Source organism: Pantoea wallisii (assembly GCF_002095485.1).
Classification (GTDB): domain Bacteria; phylum Pseudomonadota; class Gammaproteobacteria; order Enterobacterales; family Enterobacteriaceae; genus Pantoea; species Pantoea wallisii.
In genome coordinates, this window is the sequence record NZ_MLFS01000006.1 from 30,608 (window position 1) to 51,222 (window position 20,615).

Consider the following 20,615-nt stretch of genomic DNA (forward strand, 5'->3'; position numbering starts at 1 on the left):
CTCCTGGATTGCCCCATATCTGGTTGCATGACACGCCGCGCACAGTGCGTGGCGTTCCTTTTCTACTGCAACAAGGGGTCTGCCCGTGACAACAATAGTAAGTGTACGACGCAACGGCCGGGTCGTGATTGGCGGTGATGGCCAGGCAACGCTCGGCAATACCGTGATGAAAGGCAACGTTAAAAAGGTGCGTCGTCTTTACAACGACAAAGTGATCGCTGGTTTCGCTGGCGGCACCGCAGATGCCTTCACCCTGTTTGAACTGTTTGAGCGTAAGCTGGAGATGCACCAGGGCCATCTGGTGAAAGCGGCGGTCGAACTGGCGAAAGACTGGCGTACCGATCGCATGCTGCGCCGTCTGGAAGCGCTGCTGGCGGTAGCCGATGAGAACTCCTCGCTGATCATTAGCGGTAACGGCGACGTCATCCAGCCTGAGAATGACCTGATTGCTATCGGTTCCGGTGGGCCTTACGCCCAGGCAGCCGCGCGCGCGCTGCTGGAGAACACCGAGATTGGTGCTCACGATATCGTTGAAAAGGCACTGAATATTGCCGGAGATATCTGCATTTACACCAACCACAATATTAACTTCGAAGAATTACCGTCCAAGGCGTAAGGATCAAAACCATGTCTGAGATGACTCCACGCGAGATTGTCAGCGAGCTTAACCGCTTTATCATCGGCCAGGACGGCGCCAAAAAAGCTGTCGCGATTGCCCTGCGTAACCGCTGGCGTCGCATGCAGCTCGACGAAGAGCTGCGTCACGAAGTGACCCCGAAAAATATCCTGATGATTGGTCCGACGGGCGTCGGTAAAACCGAGATCGCCCGCCGCCTGGCCAAACTGGCGAACGCGCCTTTTATCAAAGTGGAAGCCACCAAGTTCACCGAAGTGGGTTATGTCGGCAAAGAGGTCGATTCGATTATCCGTGACCTGACAGACTCTGCGATCAAAATGGTGCGTAGTCAGGCGATTGAGAAGAACAAGTATCGCGCTGAAGAGATGGCTGAAGAGCGCATTCTTGATGTGCTGATTCCGCCCGCGAAGAACAACTGGGGCCAGCCAGAGCAGGCGGCTGAACCTTCAGCGGCGCGTCAGTCTTTCCGCAAAAAACTGCGTGAAGGCCAGCTGGATGATAAAGAGATTGAGATTGACCTCGCGGCCTCATCTGCGGGCGTAGAGATCATGGCGCCGCCGGGCATGGAAGAGATGACCAGCCAGCTGCAGTCGATGTTTCAGAACCTGGGCGGTCAGAAACAGAAACCGCGCAAGCTGAAGATCAAAGACGCGATGAAGCTCTTGATTGAAGAAGAAGCGGCCAAGCTGGTTAACCCGGAAGAGCTGAAACAGGATGCTATCGATGCGGTTGAGCAGCACGGTATCGTGTTTATCGACGAAATCGACAAAATCTGTAAGCGTGGCGGCCAGTCATCTGGTCCTGATGTTTCACGCGAAGGCGTACAGCGCGATCTGCTGCCGCTGGTAGAGGGTTGCACCGTATCGACGAAACACGGCATGGTGAAAACGGACCACATTCTGTTTATTGCGTCCGGCGCCTTCCAGGTTGCCAGCCCATCGGATTTGATTCCGGAGCTGCAGGGTCGTCTGCCGATTCGCGTTGAACTGCAGGCGCTGACGGTAAATGACTTCGAGCGCATCCTGACCGAACCAAATGCGTCTGTCACCGTACAGTACAAAGCGCTGATGGGCACTGAAGGCGTGAACGTAGAGTTTACCGAAGAGGGCATTCGTCGTATCGCGGAAGCGGCATGGCAGGTGAATGAAACCACCGAAAACATCGGTGCGCGTCGTCTGCATACGGTGCTGGAGCGTCTGATGGAGGATATCTCCTATGACGCCAGCGATCGTCACGGCGAGTCCATCACCATCGATGCCGAGTACGTCGGTAAGCATCTGGATGTACTGGTGGCCGACGAAGATCTCAGCCGCTTCATCCTGTAAGGATTTTGCCATTATGCACCGCCCGGCCTCTGTGCCGGGCTTTTTTTACGCAGGATATTGATGCAGCGCTTTTTTTAGCCGCTGATGATTTTGCCAACAATCGCCAGATAGCGATATACTTACCGCTCCTGTGGCAAACAGACGAAAACCCTATGAAATACGATACATCTGAACTCTGTGACATCTACCATGAAGAAGTGAATGTTGTTGAACCGCTTTTTTCGAACTTTGGTGGGCGCACCTCATTCGGTGGTCAAATTACCACAGTGAAATGTTTCGAAGATAACGGCCTGCTTTACGACCTGCTTGAAGAGAACGGTCGCGGTCGCGTGCTGCTGGTCGACGGCGGTGGCTCGGTGCGTCGCGCGCTGGTGGATGCACAGCTGGCTCGTCTGGCAGCGCAAAATGAGTGGGAAGGTATCGTGGTCTACGGCTCTGTGCGTCAGGTTGACGAACTGGAGGAGCTGGAGATCGGCATTCAGGCCATTGCAGCGATTCCGGTTGGTGCTGCGGGTGAAGGCATCGGTGAGAGCGATGTTCGCGTCAACTTTGGCGGCGTCACTTTCTTCTCTGGCGACCATCTCTATGCCGACAACACTGGCATTATCCTGTCTGAAGACGCTCTCGATATCGAGTAAGCGGCAAACAAAAACGGGTGCCGCAGCACCCGTCGGTTCAAGCCTGGGAACTTAAACCTCTTCCATTTTTCCCAGGAGTGCACGCAGACGTTCCTGCCATACGTGCTGCTCCTCTTTCAGATGCTGGTTTTCACGCACCAGCGCATCCTGGTTGCCGGAAGCCTGGCTGACTTCGTTCTTCAGCGTGTTGTTCTGCTCTTTCAGCTCTTCAATTTCCATCTGCAGCAGGGTGATAGTATCAATCGCCTGCTGTACCTTCGCTTCCAGTTTCTCGAATACTTCAAATGACATCTTTCTGACCTCTCCTAAATCTTGCAAGGCGTTGATAGCGCTGGCGCTGCGTTTAAAATGCTGCGTTCAGCCACGATGTCCCGATTGTATGTAGCGAAACCCGGCAAGTCCAGCGGCACAAGGCCTGGGCGGGGAGTCTGTAACACTTTTCAGTTAATGCTTAAAAAAACGCTCGTGTTCGCGCATTTTACGCGCAGCTACAGCGCCAGTCAGCGATGCAGGCGGGTTCCCGGGCCTTAAAGAACGGTAAAAGACGCGAAAACGCGCATTTTTATGACACAGTACACAGATTTTAAGTTCGCTATTTCTCGTTTATGCTCGTTAACGATAAATTCACATCAACCCTACATTAGAGCTGGGCGACTCAAGGATTGAGAACAAAAACTGATAAAATTTAACCTCGCTTCAGGAATTCTATTATGAGTCAGACAACGAACACACTAAAAGGTCAGTGCATCGCCGAATTTCTCGGTACCGGTTTGATCATCTTTTTTGGTGCGGGCTGTGTGGCTGCACTGAAACTGGCCGGTGCCGCATTCGGTCAGTGGGAAATTTGTATTATCTGGGGTCTTGCTGTCTCCATGGCGGTCTATCTGAGCGCTGGCGTATCGGGTGCGCATCTTAATCCGGCGGTGACCGTCGCATTATGCCTGTTTGCTAACTTCGAGGCCGCAAAGTCATTCCGTACATCCTGGCACAAGTCGCCGGTGCATTCTGTGCCGCCGCGCTGGTCTACGGCCTCTACTACAATTTGTTCTTTGATTATGAAGCGGGCCACCAGATGGTGCGCGGCAGCGTGCAGAGCCTCGACCTGGCCGGCATCTTCTCAACCTATCCGAACCCGCACATTACTGTCGGGCAGGCATTCCTGGTTGAGATGGTGATTACTGCCGTACTGATGGCCGTTATCATGGCGCTGACGGACGACGGCAACGGCGTACCGCGCGGTCCGCTGGCCCCGCTGCTGATTGGTCTGCTGGTTGCGGTTATCGGTGGTTCGATGGGCCCGCTCACTGGCTTCGCCCTGAACCCGGCGCGTGACTTCGGTCCAAAACTGTTCGCCTTCTTTGCAGGCTGGGGTGATGTCGCCTTTACCGGTGGGAAAGATATCCCTTACTTCCTGGTGCCGATCTTTGGCCCACTGGTCGGTGCCTGCCTCGGTGCCTTCGGTTACCGTGCGCTGATTGGCCGTCACCTGCCCGTCAACCTGGCGGAAGTGACAAAAACAGAAAAACCGGTCGCACGCGCTGAGCAGCGTAAAGCGTAAGTTTCATTATTAATCATCAGGAAACCATAATGACTACGACAGATAAAAAATACATTGTCGCGCTCGATCAGGGCACAACCAGCTCACGTGCGGTGGTGCTTGATCATGACGCCAACATCGTCGCCGTCTCACAGCGCGAATTCACCCAGATCTACCCGAAAGCGGGCTGGGTTGAGCATGACCCGATGGATATCTGGGCTTCACAGAGCTCCACGCTGGTTGAAGTGCTGGCACACGCCGACATCAGCTCCGATCAGATCGCAGCGATTGGTATCACCAACCAGCGTGAAACTGCCATCGTCTGGGACAAAGAGTCTGGTAAGCCAATTTATAACGCTATTGTCTGGCAGGATCCGCGCACAGCCGATTACTGTAACAAGCTTAAGAAAGAGGGTCTGGAAGAGTATATCCAGCACACCACCGGTCTGGTGATTAACCCGTACTTCTCCGGTACCAAAGTGAAGTGGATTCTCGACCACGTTGAAGGCGCGCGTGAGCGGGCTAAACGCGGCGAGCTGCTGTTCGGTACGGTGGATACCTGGCTGATCTGGAAAATGACGCAAGGGCGCGTACACGTTACCGACCATACCAACGCCTCACGTACCATGATGTACAACATTCACAAGCTGGAGTGGGATGAGCGCATGCTCGAGATCCTGGATATTCCGCGTGAAATGCTGCCGGAAGTGAAAGGCTCTTCAGAAGTGTATGGCCAGACCAACATTGGGGGTAAAGGCGGTACGCGTATCCCTATCGCCGGTATCGCTGGCGACCAGCAGGCTGCGCTGTATGGCCAGCTGTGTGTACAGCCGGGTATGGCGAAAAACACCTACGGTACTGGCTGCTTCATGCTGATGAACACCGGCACCGAAGCCGTGACCTCAACCCACGGCCTGCTGACCACTATCGCCTGCGGCCCGCGCGGTGAAGTGAACTATGCGCTGGAAGGAGCGGTATTTATCGGTGGCGCCTCTATTCAGTGGCTGCGTGATGAGATGAAGCTGATCAGTGACTCTACTGACTCTGAATACTTCGCCATGAAGGTGAAAGACACCAACGGCGTCTATATGGTGCCAGCCTTTACCGGCCTCGGCGCACCGTACTGGGATCCGTATGCACGCGGTGCCATCTTCGGCCTGACGCGCGGCGCCAACGCTAACCACATCATTCGCGCCACGCTGGAATCCATTGCTTACCAAACGCGTGACGTGCTGGAAGCGATGCAGAACGATGCGGGCACCCGTCTGCAATCACTGCGCGTGGATGGCGGTGCGGTAGCCAACAACTTCCTGATGCAGTTCCAGTCCGATATTCTCGGTACGCGCGTTGAGCGTCCGGAAGTACGTGAAGTTACCGCGCTGGGTGCTGCTTACCTTGCCGGTCTGGCGGTCGGTTTCTGGAACGATCTGGAAGAAGTTCGCGCCAAAGCTGTGGTGGAGCGTGAGTTCCGTCCAAGTATTGAAACCACCGAACGTAACGTCCGTTATGCCGGCTGGAAGAAAGCCGTTAAGCGCGCCCAGGCATGGGAAGACGAAGAGTAACAATCTGTCCGCCCGCGGCGCCCTGCCGCGGGTTTTCCCGTCCCGATCCCCGCTGTGCTACACTGCCTGCCTGTTTTTTGTCAGGTGCAACCATGAAACGAGAACTCGCGATTGAATTTTCCCGTGTGACCGAAGCCGCCGCATTGGCGGGCTATCACTGGTTAGGACGCGGCGACAAGAATGCGGCTGATGGCGCCGCCGTGAACGCCATGCGCATTATGCTTAATACCATCGATATCGACGGCCAGATTGTGATCGGTGAAGGCGAAATTGACGAAGCGCCGATGCTGTACATCGGTGAAAAGGTCGGGAGCGGACGCGGCGATGCGGTGGATATCGCTGTTGACCCGATCGAAGGCACGCGCATGACGGCAATGGGCCAGGCCAACGCGCTGGCGGTGCTGGCAGTGGGTGACAAAGGCAGCTTCCTGCACGCACCTGATATGTATATGGAGAAGCTGATTGTCGGGCCCGGCGCGCGCGGTGCCATTGACCTCAGCCTGCCTCTTGAGGCCAACCTGAAAAACATCGCCATGGCGTTGGATAAGCCGCTCAGCCAGTTAACGGTCTCAATTCTGGCGAAACCGCGCCACGATGCGGTGATTGCCCAGCTGCAGCAGCTTGGCGTGCGTGTGTTTGCCTTCCCGGATGGCGACGTTGCCGCCTCTATTCTCACCTGTATGCCAGACAGCGAAGTGGATGTCCTCTACGGCATCGGTGGCGCGCCAGAAGGCGTAGTCTCGGCCGCGGTGATTCGCGCGATGGACGGCGACATGCAGGCGCGCCTGCTGGCACGCCATCAGGTCAAAGGAGAGAGCGAAGAGAATCGCCGCCTTGGCGAGCAGGAGCTGCAGCGCTGTGCAGAGATGGGCATCACCGCGGGCGCCATTCTGCCGCTGGAGCAGATGGCGCGTAACGATAATGTCATCTTCGCTGCCACCGGCATCACCACCGGCGATCTGCTGAAGGGCATTACGCGTCAGGGCAACATCGCCACCAGCGAGACGCTGCTGGTGCGCGGCAAATCACGCACCATTCGCCGCATCCAGTCAATTCACTATCTGGACCGCAAAGACGCGGCGCTGCACCCGTTTATCCTGTAACGGTCTGCTTGCCGCTCTCCGGATGACGGGAGAGCGGCCACCAGCACAGCAGCATCACCAGCGAGGTCACAAACATCAGCATACCGAGACTGGATTGATCGTGCTGCGGTAACAGCGCGGAGAGCCATGCCACTACGCCGGAACCGAGGTTCTGCAGACCGCCAATCAGCGCACCCGCGCTGCCCGCCAGCCAGGCGTACGGCTCCATAGCGCCTGAGGTGGCCAGCGGAAACAGCATGCCCGCGCCAAAGAAGAACAGCGCAGCGGGCACCAGCAGCGTCCAGATGTTCATCATGCCAAACCACGATGGAATCCACATCAGCAGACCCGCCAGCAGGCAGCTATTGACGCCATACCACATCAGCGTATGCCAGGATCTCTGCTCACGGCCGGCGAACCAGGCGCCAAAAAATGCCGCCGGAATTGGCAGGATAAACAGAATGCTGACGGTGATGCCATCCAGGCCCAGCACGCCGCCCATCAGGACGCCACAGCTGGCTTCAAACACGGCAATGCCCGCCAGCGCGCCCACCAGCAACAGCAGGTAACGCACAAAGTTGCCGTCACTCAGCAATGTGGCATAGCGGCGCAGGAATGGCGTGGCAGGTGCATCCGCTGGTCGCGTTTCCGGCAGCCAGCGCGCCATGGAGAGCGTCACGCCAAGGCATAGCAGCAGCAGGAAGGCGAAGCAGGCGTGCCAGCCAATCAGGTGCGTCAGCAATGCCCCAATCACCGGGGCCAGCAACGGGCTGACCAGAATGCCCATATTTAACAGGCTATTCGCCTGACGCAGGGCAATACCGGAGTAGAGATCGCGCGGCATGGTGCGCGCCATCACGCCCGCCACGCCCGTGCCCAATCCCTGTACCGCACTGCCAAGCACCAGAATCTGCAGTGAGGGCGCGAACATGGCGATCAGCGCGCCAACGGCGAAGATCGTCATACCGGCCAGGATCACCGGACGGCGGCCAATGCTGTCAGAGAGCGGTCCATAGATCAGCTGCGATCCGCCATAAGTCATCAGATAGGCTGCCATCACCTGCTGCATGGCGCCACTGCGCACGTTAAGCGCCTCTGCCATGTTCGCCATGGCCGGCACATAGATGGTCTGTGCCATCTGACCCACGGCAACCAGTACAATCAGCATGAATAGCAGGAAGCGGTTTTGTGTTTTACGTATCAACATGGAACAAAATGTCTGCCTGAGAAACAAAGATAAGACAGCAGTTAAGCAGGCTGTCCCGGATTTATGGCGGCAAAAATATCAGGATTTGATGACAAAGCGAGTGGCTGCCGCAACGCGCTGTCGCAGCCGGGCGTCAAGCTTCTGCACCAGCCTGTAAACCGGCCGCTACAGTTGTAGTTCTGTGCGCCCGATTTGACGCAGAGAGCCCTTTCGCTAACCCGGGGCTGGAAATCCGTTTGGCGGCTGACGATGATAGTGATATGCCCGAATAATCAATAATCAGGAGCGAACATGGCAGAGTGGGTCAATGCGGAAGTAAAAGAGGTAAAAAACTGGACCGATGCACTGTTCAGCCTGCGCGTAACGGCGCCCATCGATCCCTTTACCGCAGGGCAATTCGCTAAGCTGGCACTGGAGATCGAAGGTGAACGCGTGCAGCGCGCCTACTCTTACGTAAACGCGCCGCAGGATGCGCTGCTGGAGTTCTATCTGGTAACCGTACCGGAGGGCAAACTCAGCCCGCGCCTGCAGGCGCTTCAGCCCGGCGATCAGGTGATGGTGACCAAAGAGGCTGCCGGTTTTTTTGTGCTGGATGAGATCCCGGACTGCAGCACGCTGTGGATGCTGGCGACCGGCACCGCCATCGGGCCCTATCTGTCGATTCTGCAGCAGGGCGAGGATCTGGATCGCTTTGACAACATCGTGCTGGTGCATGCGGCGCGCTACGCCAGCGACCTGAGTTACCTGCCGCTGATGCAGGCATTGCAGCAGCGCTATGCCGGTAAATTGCACATCCAGACGGTGGTGAGCCGTGAGCAGATTGCCGGATCGCTGCATGGGCGTGTGCCGCAGTTGATCGAGAGCGGTGAACTGGAGCGTGCGGTGGGCCTGCCGATGACGGCGGAAACCAGCCATGTGATGCTGTGCGGTAACCCGCAAATGGTACGCGATACCCAGCAGCTGCTGAAAGATACGCGTGAAATGCGTAAGCATTTCAAACGCAAACCGGGCCATATGACCAGTGAACACTACTGGTAAGCCACGCGGCGTAAAAATGTCAGGCTTTTCCCTGCGCGGGTTTTGACTTTCAGCGGTAAAAACCGTTCTAATCGTGGGCTAAGTGAATGTTTTAGGGCCGAAGCAATGAAGAACCTGCCAGTCGCGCTGCTGCTTAGCTTCGCGCTGACAATTCCCGCCTGGGCGGAGGACGCAACCGGGCTGGATCGCAACGATCACCTGCCCGCCGCGCCCTATCTGCTGGCGGGTGCGCCCACGTTTGACATGACCATCGCGCAGTTTCGCGAGAAGTACAATGCTGCCAATCCGGACCTGCCGTTACTGGAGTATCGCGCCATTGATAACCGCGATGACAAAAGTCATCTCACGCGCGCTGCCAGCAAAATCAGCGAAACGCTGTATGCCTCCACGGCGCTGGAGCAAGGCACCGGCAAAATCAAAACGCTGCAAATTACCTGGCTGCCGGTTCCCGGGCCGGATATGAAAGCTGCGCAGACGCGCGCCATGGATTACATGAGCGCACTGCTGCGCTTTTTCATTCCCGGACTCTCCGCGGAAGAGGGACGTAAAAAGCTGGATTCGCTGCTCAGCGCCGGGAAAGGCGCGCGCTATTTTTCCCGTACCGAAGGCGCGTTGCGCTTTGTAGTAGCGGACAACGGCGACAAGGGTCTGACCTTCGCCGTTGAGCCGATCAAACTGGCGCTCGCTAACCCCTGATCCCGCCGCCAAAAATGACGAAAAGCAAAGCCAGCGCCCCTTTTGATCTCTATACTGTCTGGCAGACATCGCTGCCCGCTGGCAGCGCTATTTCATGAATCGCGTTATGCGGAGGAAAGAATGCGACATCCACTGGTTATGGGTAACTGGAAACTGAACGGCAGCAAGCACATGACGGGCGAGCTGATTGAAGGTCTGCGCAAAGAGCTGTCAGGTGTGGAAGGTTGTGGTGTCGCTATCGCGCCACCGGCAATCTATCTGGATCAGGCTAAACACGCTATTTCCGGTAGCCATATCGCTCTGGGTGCGCAGAACGTGGACGTGAACCTCTCCGGCGCATTCACCGGTGAAACCTCTGCAGAGATGCTGAAGGATGTGGGCGCGAAGTACATTATTATCGGCCACTCCGAGCGCCGCACTTACCACAAAGAGAGCGACGAGTTCATCGCGAAGAAATACGCCGTGCTGAAAGCCGCAGGTCTGGTGCCGGTGCTGTGCATCGGTGAGACCGAAGCGGAAAACGAAGCGGGCAAAACGGAAGAAGTGTGCGCGCGTCAGATCGACGCAGTGCTGGAAACCCAGGGCGCAGCGGCGTTCGAAGGCGCGGTTATCGCCTATGAGCCAGTCTGGGCTATCGGCACCGGCAAATCCGCTACCCCTGCGCAGGCGCAGGCCGTGCATAAGTTCATTCGCGATCACATTGCGAAGAAAGATGCCGCTATCGCTGAGCAGGTGATTATCCAGTACGGCGGTTCGGTGAATGATAAAAACGCTGCTGAGCTGTTCACCCAGCCAGACATTGATGGTGCGCTGGTAGGCGGTGCATCGCTGAAAGCAGATGCTTTTGCAGTGATCGTTAAAGCCGCAGCTGCCGCGAAAAACGCGTAAGTTTCGGATGTAAAAAAGGCGGCTTATCAGCCGCCTTTTTCTTTGCCCGCTTTTCCGGGGCGCGCACCCACGCGCAGCAGGCGATCATTGATGCAGCAGCGCACACTGATGATCCTGCAACTCCTCGGCAGATCCCCTGTTCATCTTCAGCCAGTTACGCTCCAGCGCCAGCAGTGCCAGACGGCCATCCGGCAGCTGCGCCAGCGCCATACCGTATTTACCCATCTCACTGCGCGCATTCGGTACTTCGGTTGCCAGGCGGATAAACACGCTCTGCTGCATCAGCTGTGAAGGTGAAAGCGTGCGAATCAGATATTGATGTTTCAGCAGCGTTACGGGCTGCCACTGCTCGTTTAACTCAGGAGCCAGCACATCCATCTGCTGACGGACATCCGGGCGCAGACAAGAGATATGAATATGCAGCTGATTCTGCGTGCGGCCGTACTGTGCGTTAATCGCCAGTGACAACACCCTATCGTCAATGGGCGCACCACGCTTCTGCGCCAGTAAACTCCGCTGCTGCCAGGCGGCAGCAAACAGATTTGGCGTGGCGGGCTGCAGCAGGATCGGGCTCTCCATGCCGGTGATCTTCGCGATCGGCATCAGCAGATACTGTAAGGGACCGTTAATGTCTTTCAGCGTCACGTAGCCCTGCGCAGTATTCACCTGCTGGCACGGTGCCGGATTGCCGGATTGCGCCATGCCAGGCACACATTTTTCACTGATGATCTGCCACAGAGCATCGGCATTCTTATGAAGATGTCCTGCCGCCGCGATCAGGCCGCCAATCAGCAGTACCAGCAATACGATAAGCAGTTTGAGGGTAAGACGACGTCCCTGCATGACCAGGTTCCTCTGGTTATCACCTGCCAGCATCCTCGCCCGCCCTCTGCGTAAAGTCACGCGCTTTTCATGGCGCGGAAAGCAAAACGGTCAGCCTAGGGCTGACCGTTTCATGATGATGAAACTGCGGTTACGGTCTCATGACCTGATCGTAGCTCCCGCCATCTGCGAAGTGGGCTTTTTGCGCGTTGGCCCAGCCACCAAACTTATCGTCAATGGTAAACAGTTTTACCGGTGCAAAGCTGCTGGCGAACTTTTTCGCTACCTCAGCATCACGTGGACGATAGAAGTTTTGCGCTGCAATCGTCTGGCCTTCTGGCGAATAGAGATACTTAAGGTATTCATCAGCAACCTTACGCGTGCCCTGCTCGTCTACCACTTTATCGACAACGGAAACCGTGGGTTCGGCAAGGATAGATTCAGACGGCGTAACGATCTCAAACTTATCCTTACCCAGCTTATCCACAGCCAGATACGCTTCGTTCTCCCATGCAATCAGGACATCACCAATACCGCGCTCTACGAACGTGTTCGTCGCGCCACGTGCGCCTGAATCCTGCACTTCGACATTTTTAAACAGCGCTTTCACATAGGCCAGCGCTTTGGCCTGATCGCCATGGTTCTGATCCAGCGCCCATCCCCATGCTGCCAGATAGTTCCAGCGTGCACCGCCTGAGGTTTTTGGGTTCGGCGTAATCACCGCCACGCCCGGCTTAATCAGATCCGGCCAGTCGTGGATACCTTTTGGATTGCCCTTACGCACCAGGAATACAATAGTGGAGGTATAAGGCGCCGAGTTATCCGGCAGACGTTTAATCCAGTTTTTATCGATACGACCACGGTCAGCAATAGCGTCCACATCGGATTGCAGCGCCAGCGTCACGACATCAGCACGAATACCATTGATGACAGAGGTCGCCTGCTTACCGGAACCACCGTGCGACTGGCGGATCACCACGTTATCACCTGTTTCCTGCTTATAGTGCGCGCTAAAGGCTTTGTTGTACTGCTCGTACAGCTCACGGGTGGGATCGTAGGAGACGTTTAATAGCTGAATATCCTTTGCCAGAATGCTGGTCGACGCCAGTAATAGGGTAACGCCAATACTCCACTTGTTCATTGCTTGCTCTCCCGAGGTCGTTATAGAACAAGACTGACACAAAGCATTCCACAGATTAAAGAATTAAAAATAAGCTGTTATAACTGGAGGATATATATGCAGGCAGGAAAAAGGCGCGATAACGATCGCGCCTGCGTTAGCAATCAGTATAATTTTTTCGCGGTATCCAGCCAGTCGCGTTTAAATGGACGCTTCATGTTCTCAATGGCATCAATTATGTCGTGGTGTACCATCTTCTCATTCTGAATACCTACGCAACGACCACCGTATCCCTGCAGCAGCAGTTCAATAGAGTAAGCGCCCATGCGTGAGGCCAGGATGCGGTCATATGCGCACGGCGCGCCGCCACGCTGGATGTGGCCCAGAACCGTCGCGCGGGTTTCACGTTTGGTTTCTGCTTCGATAAAGTGCGCCAGATCGTCGATATCGCAGATGTGCTCAGTGATCGCCACAATGGCGTGTTTCTTGCCTTTGGCAATGCCCGCTTTGATTTCAGATACCAGCTCTTCACGCGTATACGGGATTTCAGGCAGTACGATGAACTCACAGCCGCCTGCAATAGCCGCGGCTAAGGTCAGATCGCCGCAATAACGGCCCATCACCTCAACAATTGAGATACGCTGGTGTGAAGAGGAGGTATCGCGCAGACGGTCAATCGCTTCGACCACCGTTTCCAGCGCGGTGAAGTAACCAATGGTGTAATCGGTGCCCGCCACGTCATTATCGATAGTGCCAGGTAAGCCAATGCACGGGAAGCCCATCTCTGTCAGGCGCTTCGCCCCCATGTAAGAACCATCGCCGCCGATGACCACCAGCGCATCGATGCCGCGCTTTTTCATGTTTTCGATGGCAACCTGGCGCACTTCTTCATTGCGGAACTCCGGGAAACGCGCAGAGCCGAGGAAGGTACCGCCACGGTTAATCATGTCTGACACGCTGTAGCGGTCAAGATTGATCATACGATCTTCATACAAACCCAGATAGCCGTCATAAATACCAAAAACTTCAAGGCCTTCGCTCAGGGCGGAACGGACAACTCCGCGAATGGCTGCGTTCATGCCGGGGGCGTCGCCGCCGCTGGTCAGTACTCCGATTTTTTTGATCATGACAACCTCTGGATTGTTCAAAACTAAGGATTATTCCTGCCTGTCGACCGGTATGGACCAGCTGGCGATCGGACGGCTTAATAGTTGCAGATAGTATATCAAAGGCTTGATGCTGAATTGATTCAGGTCAGACAAGTTTTCGCTAATTTTTTACAAAGTTGTTAGCGTTTCGTCATTTTTAACACGCAACCCGATGATTTTAAAACGCTAAAACTGGAAAAAGCCCTGCTGTTTTTCTGGTACGGCAGAACGCGGGTCCTGATGGATGATCACATCTGAGCCAGGGAATTTTTTGCGCAGCGCCTGCTCAATGCGATCGGCAACCTGATGTGCCTGTACCAGCGGCAGCTCATCATCCATCTCCAGATGCAGCTGAATAAAGCGGGTCGGGCCGGATTGCCGGGTACGTAACGCATGGGCCCCGCGCACGCCGGGCCAGTGGCTCACCAGCGTAATGATTGCCTGCTTTTCATCGTCTGGCAGCGCGCGGTCCAGCAGCGACTGCACCGCTTCATACCCCATACGCAACGCGTTGTAGAGAATATAAACCCCGATGCCAAGCGCAAATAGCGCATCTGCTCTGACAAAACCATAGCTGCTTAGGCCAAGCGCCACCAGAATCGCTCCGTTCATCACGACATCGGACTGGTAATGTAGCATGTCGGCACGAATCGCCTGGCTGCGCGTACGCCGTACCACCCAGCGCTGAAATGCCACCAGCACCAGGGTTGAGAACAGCGCTACAAGGGTCACGACCACGCCAACCAGCGGCGCATGCAGTGTTTCCGGCGCGGCAAGATGCTGAATACCTGTAAGAAACAGAAACAGCGCAGACCCGGAGATGAACATACTCTGTGCCAGTGCCGCCAGCGATTCAGCTTTGCCATGACCAAAAGTATGATCATCATCCGCCGGCTGCAATGAATAACGCACAACCAGCAAATTGGTGAGAGACGCGGCGATATCCACCAGTGAATCCACCAGCGCCGCCAGCACGCTAACCGAACCGGTGTGCCACCAGGCAAAAATTTTCACAATCAGCAGCAGCGTTGCCAGCGTCGTGGCGGCCAGTGCCGCGCGATTTACCAGTTTTGCGTAGGAAGGTTCCATGCCTTGCCTCTCCAGGCTTCAGGTTATTGTGGTGCGCCTATGCGTTGCAGAATCGCACAAGTTTATCACTTGGAGCCAGATGCCGGACGGATCGATTTTTAAGCGACTGTTTTACGGAGGAAATTGGGGCAAAAAAAACCCCGCCATCATGGCGGGGAAGACAGGGATGGTGTCTATGGCAAGGAAAACAGGGATACTATGTTACTGGTTACTGCTGGTACTACTCACTGCATGCAGCGGTGATGATGGCTGCAATCCTGAGAGCCGACGGAGATTATTTACCCGCCGCTCATGGTTCTTCTGCAACGTTGCCTGTTGTGCAGGCGTTAGCAGGTGGTACATCTGGTTACGAACCCTGGCCATCTCAACCTGCAGTTCAACCTGCGCGCGGGCCTGTTTTTCTGCCTGCTGCCGGATAGCCGATTCGTTAAATTTGTCTGCAATCACAAGGTCATGCATAGTTTCTATGTCCTGAACGCTCAGGACCGGGCGTTCGTGGCGCGCTTGCTGCATCAGGTCTCGCATCTGCTGCCGCTGCTGCTCCGTCAGCTCTATGCCATCAAACATGTGGCTTTGCGGATTTTGCGTCATACTGCCTGTCGTCAATCCGCCATTCGGATGCATCTCGTCAATCGTCGTCGTGTCTGCTGCTTCTGCGCTGGCTTGACTGAGAACCATCGCTGAGGCAATGACGACGGCGGTTAAGTAGCGCATCGTTTACTCCCGGTTCGTTCCGTTTTGCGATTCAACGAGAGCCAGTGTACGGCGATAGCTGCAAACATCCGTCAGGGGGTGTAAAACTACGTAAAGCGTTGGATTGCAAGTCAAGGAACACGGTATTTTGCCTGCGGAGGGCAATAAAAAATGAATAAAATCCTGTTGGTTGATGATGACCGCGAATTAACTTCGCTGCTTAAAGAACTGCTTGAGATGGAAGGTTTTGAGGTGATTGTCGCCAGTGATGGCGAGCAGGCGCTCAACCTGCTGGACAACACCGTAGACTTATTATTGCTCGATGTGATGATGCCGAAGAAGAACGGTATCGACACCTTAAAAGAGCTGCGCCAGCAACATCAGACGCCGGTTATTATGCTGACCGCACGCGGCAGCGAACTGGATCGCGTCCTCGGCCTTGAACTGGGCGCCGATGACTATCTGCCTAAACCGTTTAATGACCGGGAACTGGTGGCGCGTATCCGTGCCATCTTGCGTCGCTCTAACTGGAGCGAACAGCAACAGCAGCATGACAACAGCTCACCGACGCTGGAGGTGGACTGCCTGCGCCTGAATCCGGGCCGCCAGGAGGCCAGCTTCGACAGCGAAACGCTGGATCTCACCGGCACCGAATTCACTCTGCTCTACTTGCTGGCACAGCATCTGGGCCAGGTGGTTTCGCGTGAGCATCTGAGTCAGGAGGTGCTGGGCAAACGCCTGACGCCCTTTGATCGCGCGATTGATATGCACATCTCTAACCTGCGCCGTAAGCTGCCGGAACGTCGTGATGGCCACCCGTGGTTTAAAACCCTGCGCGGACGCGGCTATCTGATGGTTTCGGCATCATGATAGGAAGTCTGACAACCCGCATCTTCGCCATCTTTTGGCTAACGCTGGCGCTGGTGTTGATGCTGGTTTTAATGGTGCCCAAGCTGGATTCTCGCCAGATGACGTCGTTACTGGAGAGTGAGCAGCGTCAGGGCACCATGATCGAACAGCATGTTGAGGTTGAGCTCTCACAAGATCCGCCGAACGATTTAATGTGGTGGCGCCGGTTATTCCGCGCCATCGACAAATGGGCGCCGCCTGGCCAGCGTCTGGTGTTAGTCACCAGTGAAGGCCGGGTCATTGGTGCGCAGCATAATGAAATGCAGGTGATTCGTAACTTTATCGGCCAGTCTGATAACGCCGATCATCCGCAGAAGAAAAAGTATGGCCGCGTTGAAATGGTTGGGCCCTTCGCCGTGCGCGATGGCGAAGACAACTATCAACTGTACATGATTCGTCCTGCAACCAGCTCACAGCTCGATTTCGTTAACCTGCTGTTTGACCGCCCGCTGCTCTTACTGATCGTCACCATGCTGATCAGCTCTCCGCTGCTGCTTTGGCTGGCGTGGAGCCTGGCGCGACCGGCCCGTAAACTTAAACACGCGGCTGATGAAGTGGCGAGCGGTAATTTACGTCAGCATCCGGAACTGGAATCGGGTCCGCAGGAGTTCCTTGCGGCGGGTTCAAGTTTCAACCAGATGGTGAGCGCGCTCGAACGTATGATGACGGCGCAGCAGCGCCTGCTCTCTGATATCAGTCACGAACTGCGGACCCCGCTTACGCGCCTCCAGCTGGCGACCGCCCTGCTGCGTCGCCGTCACGGTGAGGGCAAAGAGCTGGAGCGTATTGAAACTGAAGCCCAGCGCCTTGATGGCATGATTAACGATCTGCTGGTGCTTTCACGCACCCAGCATAAAAACGCGCTGGTAAGTGAAGCGATGAAGGCCAATCAGCTGTGGAGCGGCGTACTGGAAGATGCCAAATTCGAAGCTGAACAGATGGGTAAAACCATGGACGTGCCTTATCCGCCGGGTCCGTGGCCGCTGTACGGCAACCCACACGCGCTGGAAAGCGCCCTGGAGAACATTGTACGCAATGCGCTGCGCTATTCTCATACCCACATCAGCGTGAGCTTCTCAGTAGATATCCAGGGTATTACCGTGCACGTTGACGACGATGGCCCGGGCGTAAGCAGGAAGATCGTGAACAGATTTTCCGCCCCTTCTACCGTACAGATGAAGCGCGGGATCGCGAGTCCGGCGGCACCGGTTTAGGCCTGGCGATTGTCGAAACCGCAGTCCAGCAGCACCGTGGTTGGGTAAAAGCGGATGATAGCCCATTAGGCGGCCTGCGCCTGACGCTGTGGCTACCGTTGTACTCCGCCCGTCAATAATTTGCTATGCTTCGGCCCTCGTTTCCGGGGGCCTTATGCTGAACATCGTTTTATTTGAACCTGAAATCCCACCTAATACCGGCAATATCATCCGCCTGTGCGCCAATACCGGCTTTCAACTGCACCTGATTGAACCGCTGGGTTTTGCCTGGGATGATAAACGCCTGCGCCGTGCCGGGCTGGATTATCACGAATACACCTCACTGAAGAAGCACGCCAGCTACGCGGCATTTCTGGCATCAGAAGCGCCACAGCGCCTGTTCGCGCTGACCACCAAAGGCACGCCGGCCCACAGCGCGGTCAGCTATCAGCAAGGCGATTATTTGCTGTTTGGTCCGGAGAGTCGTGGATTGCCCGCCGAGATCCTGAACGCGCTACCTGCGGAGCAGAAAATCCGCATCCCGATGAGGGCGGAAAGTCGCAGTATGAATCTGTCGAATGCGGTTTCAGTGGTGGTGTATGAAGCGTGGCGCCAGCTCGGTTACGCTGGCGCGCTGATCAAAGATTAAATGCCGTCGCCATATTCGAAACCTGCACCGGTGAAGTGCTGATCCATATCCATAGAGGGTTTGTCGCTGGTGGGCTTGCCCACAATACGTGCCGGGACGCCAGCGGCCGTGGTGTGCGGCGGTACGGGTTGCAGCACAACTGAGCCCGCACCAATTTTAGCGCCGCGCCCCACTTCGATATTGCCCAGAATTTTGGCACCCGCTCCAATCATTACGCCTTCGCGAATCTTCGGATGACGATCGCCACTGGTTTTACCGGTACCGCCCAGCGTGACCGATTGCAAAATCGAGACATCGTTCTCAACCACGGCGGTCTCACCGATCACGATGCCGGTGGCATGGTCGAGCATGATACCGCGGCCAATGCGCGCCGCCGGATGGATATCAACCGCGAACGAGACGGAGATTTCATTTTGCAGGTAAACCGCCAGTGCGCGACGCCCCTCTTTCCACAACCAGTGGCCGATACGGTAAGCCTGCAGCGCATGAAAGCCTTTGAGGTAGAGCAGCGGCGTAGAGTATTTATCCACGGCCGGATCGCGCTGGCGCACGGCCTGAATATCGTACGCAGCGGAAACAATCATCTCAGGATCTTCGCGATAAGCCTCTTCAACGATTTCACGCACGGCGATAGCGGGCATGATCGGATTGGCAAGTTTGTTCGCCAGCATGTAGCTCAGCGCGCTACCGAGATTCTCATGTTTAAGCAATGTCGCGTGGTAAAAACTGGCCAGCATAGGTTCACAATCGGCCAGCGCTCTGGCTTCGGCTTTGATATGGTTCCAGACCAGTTCTAACTCTTCAGACGACATTGCTGTTTGCTCCCGATAAAAAAAGCGCCTGAAAGGCGCTACAGGTGGTTTCGCTGCGCATCCTGCTTCAGCTTTGGCTGTTTTCATCCTTCCTTGTACGGCCAAGTAAACTCAATGCTGCCTCTCGCGCCGATTTTTCGCAATACAGTACCTGATAAATCTGCTCGGTAATGGGCATTTCAACACCAACCCGCTCCGCCAGAGCTTTGACTTCTTTAGTGTTTCGGTAGCCTTCTACAACTTGTCCGATAATGCGTTGCGCTTCGTCTACGCTCTCGCCTTGTCCCAGCATCATGCCAAAACGGCGGTTGCGCGACTGATTATCGGTACAGGTCAGCACCAGATCGCCCAGCCCTGCCATCCCCATAAAGGTGGTAGGATCGGCACCCAGCGCAGCGCCCAGACGGCTCATTTCGGCGAGACCACGGGTAATCAGTGCGGTACGGGCGTTGGCGCCAAAGCCGATTCCGTCCGAAATGCCGGCACCAATCGCGATAACGTTTTTAACCGCGCCACCCAGCTGTACGCCGATGAAATCCGGATTGTTGTATACGCGGAAACTTTTGCCACAGTGCAGTTTCTGCTGAAGATCGTCAGCAAACTGCGCGTCCGTGGAAGCGAGCGCAATAGCCGTGGGTAAACCGGCTGCCAGCTCTTTAGCGAAAGTAGGGCCGGAGATGACCGCCAGCGGAATGGTCTCCCCCAGGATTTCCCGTGCCACATCCTGCAGTAATCGCCCGGTCTCTTTTTCCAGCCCTTTAGTGGCCCAGACGATGCGCGAATCCGCCCGCAGATGCGGCTTAATCTGCATCAGCACATCACCAAATACATGGCTCGGTACCACGATCAGCAGATCGCGACTGGCGCTGACCACCCGGGCTAAATCGGCTTCGGGAACGAGATTATCAGGGAAGGAGACATCAGGCAGGAAAGCAGTATTGCACCGGTCAGCTTGCAGCTGCGCCACACTGTGCGGGTTGTGGCCCCACAGTAGCACCGGATGGCCGTTACGGGCCAGCGTGATGGCCAGTGCGGTGCCGTACGAGCCGGCACCGATGACGCTAATCGAAGCGTTGAGTGTAGTCATCAGGCATCCTGACGTGGCGCTTCGTCTTCACCCTGCTGTTGCAGATAGTTCATGAACAGGGCATCAAAGTTAACTGGCGCCAGGTTAAGTTGTGGGAAGGTGCCGCGAGATACCAGGCTGGTGATGCACTCACGCGCATACGGGAACAGGATATTCGGGCAGTATGCGCCCAGGCAATGCGCCATCTGCGTGCCTTCGATACCGCTGATGGTGAAAATACCGGCCTGCTGTACTTCACACAGGAATGCGGTCTCTTCACCCACGGTGGCGGTTACAGTAACGCGCAGCACTACTTCGTACACTTCATCAGCCAGCTGTGAAGAAGCGGTGTCCAGATCCAGTTTCACTTCCGGTTCCCACTCTTTCTGGAAAACCTGTGGTGCGTTTGGCGCTTCAAAAGAGACGTCTTTGGTGTAAACGCGCTGAATCTGGAACTGCATTTCGTTAGTGCTATGTTCTGACATGTTACTGAATCCTTTGAGT

Annotated in this window: 20 protein-coding genes and 2 pseudogenes; 12 read left to right on the top strand and 10 right to left on the bottom strand. The window is 55.8% G+C overall.

The window, feature by feature from the left end; translation table 11 throughout:
- Positions 1-85 precede the first annotated feature (85 nt).
- The 3 genes from hslV (at position 86) to rraA (ending at position 2,600) form a co-directional block, all read left to right on the top strand.
- The gene (gene hslV / locus HA48_RS03435; RefSeq protein WP_128599790.1) at positions 86-616 is read left to right on the top strand and encodes an ATP-dependent protease subunit HslV; all 531 of its coding nucleotides are present in this window, start codon (positions 86-88) and stop codon (positions 614-616) included.
- Positions 617-627: 11 nt separating this feature from the next.
- Positions 628-1,962, top strand: coding sequence for an HslU--HslV peptidase ATPase subunit (hslU, locus tag HA48_RS03440; protein ID WP_128599791.1), 1,335 nt, complete (start codon positions 628-630; stop codon positions 1,960-1,962).
- A 152-nt stretch (positions 1,963-2,114) separates the two neighbouring features.
- Positions 2,115-2,600: a ribonuclease E activity regulator RraA gene (rraA, locus tag HA48_RS03445; RefSeq protein WP_128599792.1), complete on the top strand. Its 486-nt coding sequence runs from the start codon at positions 2,115-2,117 to the stop codon at positions 2,598-2,600.
- 51 nt (positions 2,601-2,651) lie between these two features.
- Here rraA and zapB read toward each other — a convergent pair whose 3' ends face one another.
- Positions 2,652-2,891 (bottom strand): cell division protein ZapB, encoded by a 240-nt coding sequence (gene zapB, locus HA48_RS03450; protein WP_128599793.1) that lies wholly within the window; start codon positions 2,889-2,891, stop codon positions 2,652-2,654.
- Positions 2,892-3,310: 419 nt separating this feature from the next.
- On the opposite strand from zapB, the pseudogene HA48_RS03455 reads away from it, so the two are divergent.
- The 3 genes and pseudogenes from HA48_RS03455 to glpX all read left to right on the top strand — a co-directional run bounded on the left by HA48_RS03455 (position 3,311) and on the right by glpX (position 6,802).
- Positions 3,311-4,158, top strand: a pseudogene (locus HA48_RS03455) (MIP/aquaporin family protein).
- A 29-nt stretch (positions 4,159-4,187) separates the two neighbouring features.
- Positions 4,188-5,699, top strand: coding sequence for a glycerol kinase GlpK (gene glpK, locus HA48_RS03460; protein WP_128599794.1), 1,512 nt, complete (start codon positions 4,188-4,190; stop codon positions 5,697-5,699).
- A gap of 92 nt (positions 5,700-5,791) precedes the next feature.
- A complete protein-coding gene (glpX, locus tag HA48_RS03465; RefSeq protein WP_128599795.1) occupies positions 5,792-6,802 on the top strand; it encodes a class II fructose-bisphosphatase in 1,011 nt (336 codons plus the stop codon).
- Here glpX and emrD read toward each other — a convergent pair.
- Positions 6,792-7,988 (bottom strand): multidrug efflux MFS transporter EmrD, encoded by a 1,197-nt coding sequence (emrD, locus tag HA48_RS03470; protein ID WP_128599796.1) that lies wholly within the window; start codon positions 7,986-7,988, stop codon positions 6,792-6,794. The two genes, glpX and emrD, sit on opposite strands and share 11 nt — an antisense overlap.
- Before the next feature lie 291 nt (positions 7,989-8,279).
- Here emrD and fpr point away from each other — a divergent pair, with 291 nt between their 5' ends.
- From fpr to tpiA, 3 genes are all read left to right on the top strand, one after another.
- A complete protein-coding gene (gene fpr, locus HA48_RS03475; protein ID WP_128599797.1) occupies positions 8,280-9,026 on the top strand; it encodes a ferredoxin--NADP(+) reductase in 747 nt (248 codons plus the stop codon).
- Positions 9,027-9,131: 105 nt separating this feature from the next.
- Positions 9,132-9,722 carry a YiiQ family protein gene (locus HA48_RS03480; protein ID WP_128599798.1) on the top strand — a complete coding sequence of 197 codons (591 nt, stop codon included), beginning with the start codon at positions 9,132-9,134 and terminating at the stop codon, positions 9,720-9,722.
- Between the two features lie 120 nt (positions 9,723-9,842).
- On the top strand, positions 9,843-10,610 hold the full coding sequence (gene tpiA / locus HA48_RS03485) for a triose-phosphate isomerase (RefSeq protein WP_128599799.1): 768 nt from the start codon (positions 9,843-9,845) through the stop codon (positions 10,608-10,610).
- A gap of 84 nt (positions 10,611-10,694) precedes the next feature.
- Here tpiA and HA48_RS03490 read toward each other — a convergent pair whose 3' ends face one another.
- The 5 genes from HA48_RS03490 to cpxP all read right to left on the bottom strand — a co-directional run bounded on the left by HA48_RS03490 (position 10,695) and on the right by cpxP (position 15,503).
- Positions 10,695-11,453 carry a CDP-diacylglycerol diphosphatase gene (locus HA48_RS03490; RefSeq protein ID WP_128599800.1) on the bottom strand — a complete coding sequence of 253 codons (759 nt, stop codon included), beginning with the start codon at positions 11,451-11,453 and terminating at the stop codon, positions 10,695-10,697.
- Between the two features lie 130 nt (positions 11,454-11,583).
- A complete protein-coding gene (locus HA48_RS03495; RefSeq protein WP_128599801.1) occupies positions 11,584-12,573 on the bottom strand; it encodes a sulfate ABC transporter substrate-binding protein in 990 nt (329 codons plus the stop codon).
- Between the two features lie 143 nt (positions 12,574-12,716).
- Positions 12,717-13,679 carry a 6-phosphofructokinase gene (gene pfkA / locus HA48_RS03500; RefSeq protein ID WP_128599802.1) on the bottom strand — a complete coding sequence of 321 codons (963 nt, stop codon included), beginning with the start codon at positions 13,677-13,679 and terminating at the stop codon, positions 12,717-12,719.
- 207 nt (positions 13,680-13,886) lie between these two features.
- Entirely contained in the window at positions 13,887-14,789 is a 903-nt protein-coding gene (gene fieF, locus HA48_RS03505) for a CDF family cation-efflux transporter FieF (protein WP_128599803.1), read from the bottom strand.
- Positions 14,790-14,990: 201 nt separating this feature from the next.
- Positions 14,991-15,503 carry a cell-envelope stress modulator CpxP gene (gene cpxP, locus HA48_RS03510; RefSeq protein ID WP_128599804.1) on the bottom strand — a complete coding sequence of 171 codons (513 nt, stop codon included), beginning with the start codon at positions 15,501-15,503 and terminating at the stop codon, positions 14,991-14,993.
- Positions 15,504-15,653: 150 nt separating this feature from the next.
- Between cpxP and cpxR the strand changes: the two genes are divergently transcribed.
- From cpxR to trmL, 3 genes and pseudogenes are all read left to right on the top strand, one after another.
- On the top strand, positions 15,654-16,352 hold the full coding sequence (gene cpxR, locus HA48_RS03515; RefSeq protein WP_007885339.1) for an envelope stress response regulator transcription factor CpxR: 699 nt from the start codon (positions 15,654-15,656) through the stop codon (positions 16,350-16,352).
- A pseudogene (gene cpxA / locus HA48_RS03520) lies at positions 16,349-17,724 on the top strand (envelope stress sensor histidine kinase CpxA). The gene cpxR and the pseudogene cpxA overlap by 4 nt, the downstream one beginning before the upstream one ends.
- A gap of 35 nt (positions 17,725-17,759) precedes the next feature.
- A complete protein-coding gene (gene trmL, locus HA48_RS03525) occupies positions 17,760-18,233 on the top strand; it encodes a tRNA (uridine(34)/cytosine(34)/5-carboxymethylaminomethyluridine(34)-2'-O)-methyltransferase TrmL (protein WP_128599805.1) in 474 nt (157 codons plus the stop codon).
- On the opposite strand, the gene cysE is transcribed toward trmL, so the two are convergent.
- The 3 genes from cysE to secB all read right to left on the bottom strand — a co-directional run bounded on the left by cysE (position 18,230) and on the right by secB (position 20,596).
- The gene (cysE, locus tag HA48_RS03530; RefSeq protein ID WP_128599806.1) at positions 18,230-19,045 is read right to left on the bottom strand and encodes a serine O-acetyltransferase; all 816 of its coding nucleotides are present in this window, start codon (positions 19,043-19,045) and stop codon (positions 18,230-18,232) included. The genes trmL and cysE overlap by 4 nt on opposite strands.
- Positions 19,046-19,112: 67 nt before the next feature.
- Positions 19,113-20,132, bottom strand: coding sequence for an NAD(P)H-dependent glycerol-3-phosphate dehydrogenase (gpsA, locus tag HA48_RS03535; RefSeq protein WP_128599807.1), 1,020 nt, complete (start codon positions 20,130-20,132; stop codon positions 19,113-19,115).
- The gene (secB, locus tag HA48_RS03540) at positions 20,132-20,596 is read right to left on the bottom strand and encodes a protein-export chaperone SecB (RefSeq protein WP_128599808.1); all 465 of its coding nucleotides are present in this window, start codon (positions 20,594-20,596) and stop codon (positions 20,132-20,134) included. The genes gpsA and secB overlap by 1 nt, the downstream gene beginning before the upstream one ends.
- Positions 20,597-20,615: the final 19 nt, after the last annotated feature.

Excerpts from the sequence above, each read along its gene's own strand:
- hslU (WP_128599791.1), top strand. The coding sequence starts at position 628 with ATGTCTGAGATGACTCCACGCGAGATTGTCAGCGAGCTTAACCGCTTT.
- rraA (WP_128599792.1), top strand. The coding sequence starts at position 2,115 with ATGAAATACGATACATCTGAACTCTGTGACATCTACCATGAAGAAGTG.
- zapB (WP_128599793.1), bottom strand. The coding sequence starts at position 2,891 with ATGTCATTTGAAGTATTCGAGAAACTGGAAGCGAAGGTACAGCAGGCG.
- glpK (WP_128599794.1), top strand. The coding sequence starts at position 4,188 with ATGACTACGACAGATAAAAAATACATTGTCGCGCTCGATCAGGGCACA.
- glpX (WP_128599795.1), top strand. The coding sequence starts at position 5,792 with ATGAAACGAGAACTCGCGATTGAATTTTCCCGTGTGACCGAAGCCGCC.
- emrD (WP_128599796.1), bottom strand. The coding sequence starts at position 7,988 with ATGTTGATACGTAAAACACAAAACCGCTTCCTGCTATTCATGCTGATT.
- fpr (WP_128599797.1), top strand. The coding sequence starts at position 8,280 with ATGGCAGAGTGGGTCAATGCGGAAGTAAAAGAGGTAAAAAACTGGACC.
- HA48_RS03480 (WP_128599798.1), top strand. The coding sequence starts at position 9,132 with ATGAAGAACCTGCCAGTCGCGCTGCTGCTTAGCTTCGCGCTGACAATT.
- tpiA (WP_128599799.1), top strand. The coding sequence starts at position 9,843 with ATGCGACATCCACTGGTTATGGGTAACTGGAAACTGAACGGCAGCAAG.
- HA48_RS03490 (WP_128599800.1), bottom strand. The coding sequence starts at position 11,453 with ATGCAGGGACGTCGTCTTACCCTCAAACTGCTTATCGTATTGCTGGTA.
- HA48_RS03495 (WP_128599801.1), bottom strand. The coding sequence starts at position 12,573 with ATGAACAAGTGGAGTATTGGCGTTACCCTATTACTGGCGTCGACCAGC.
- pfkA (WP_128599802.1), bottom strand. The coding sequence starts at position 13,679 with ATGATCAAAAAAATCGGAGTACTGACCAGCGGCGGCGACGCCCCCGGC.
- fieF (WP_128599803.1), bottom strand. The coding sequence starts at position 14,789 with ATGGAACCTTCCTACGCAAAACTGGTAAATCGCGCGGCACTGGCCGCC.
- cpxP (WP_128599804.1), bottom strand. The coding sequence starts at position 15,503 with ATGCGCTACTTAACCGCCGTCGTCATTGCCTCAGCGATGGTTCTCAGT.
- cpxR (WP_007885339.1), top strand. The coding sequence starts at position 15,654 with ATGAATAAAATCCTGTTGGTTGATGATGACCGCGAATTAACTTCGCTG.
- trmL (WP_128599805.1), top strand. The coding sequence starts at position 17,760 with ATGCTGAACATCGTTTTATTTGAACCTGAAATCCCACCTAATACCGGC.
- cysE (WP_128599806.1), bottom strand. The coding sequence starts at position 19,045 with ATGTCGTCTGAAGAGTTAGAACTGGTCTGGAACCATATCAAAGCCGAA.
- gpsA (WP_128599807.1), bottom strand. The coding sequence starts at position 20,132 with ATGACTACACTCAACGCTTCGATTAGCGTCATCGGTGCCGGCTCGTAC.
- secB (WP_128599808.1), bottom strand. The coding sequence starts at position 20,596 with ATGTCAGAACATAGCACTAACGAAATGCAGTTCCAGATTCAGCGCGTT.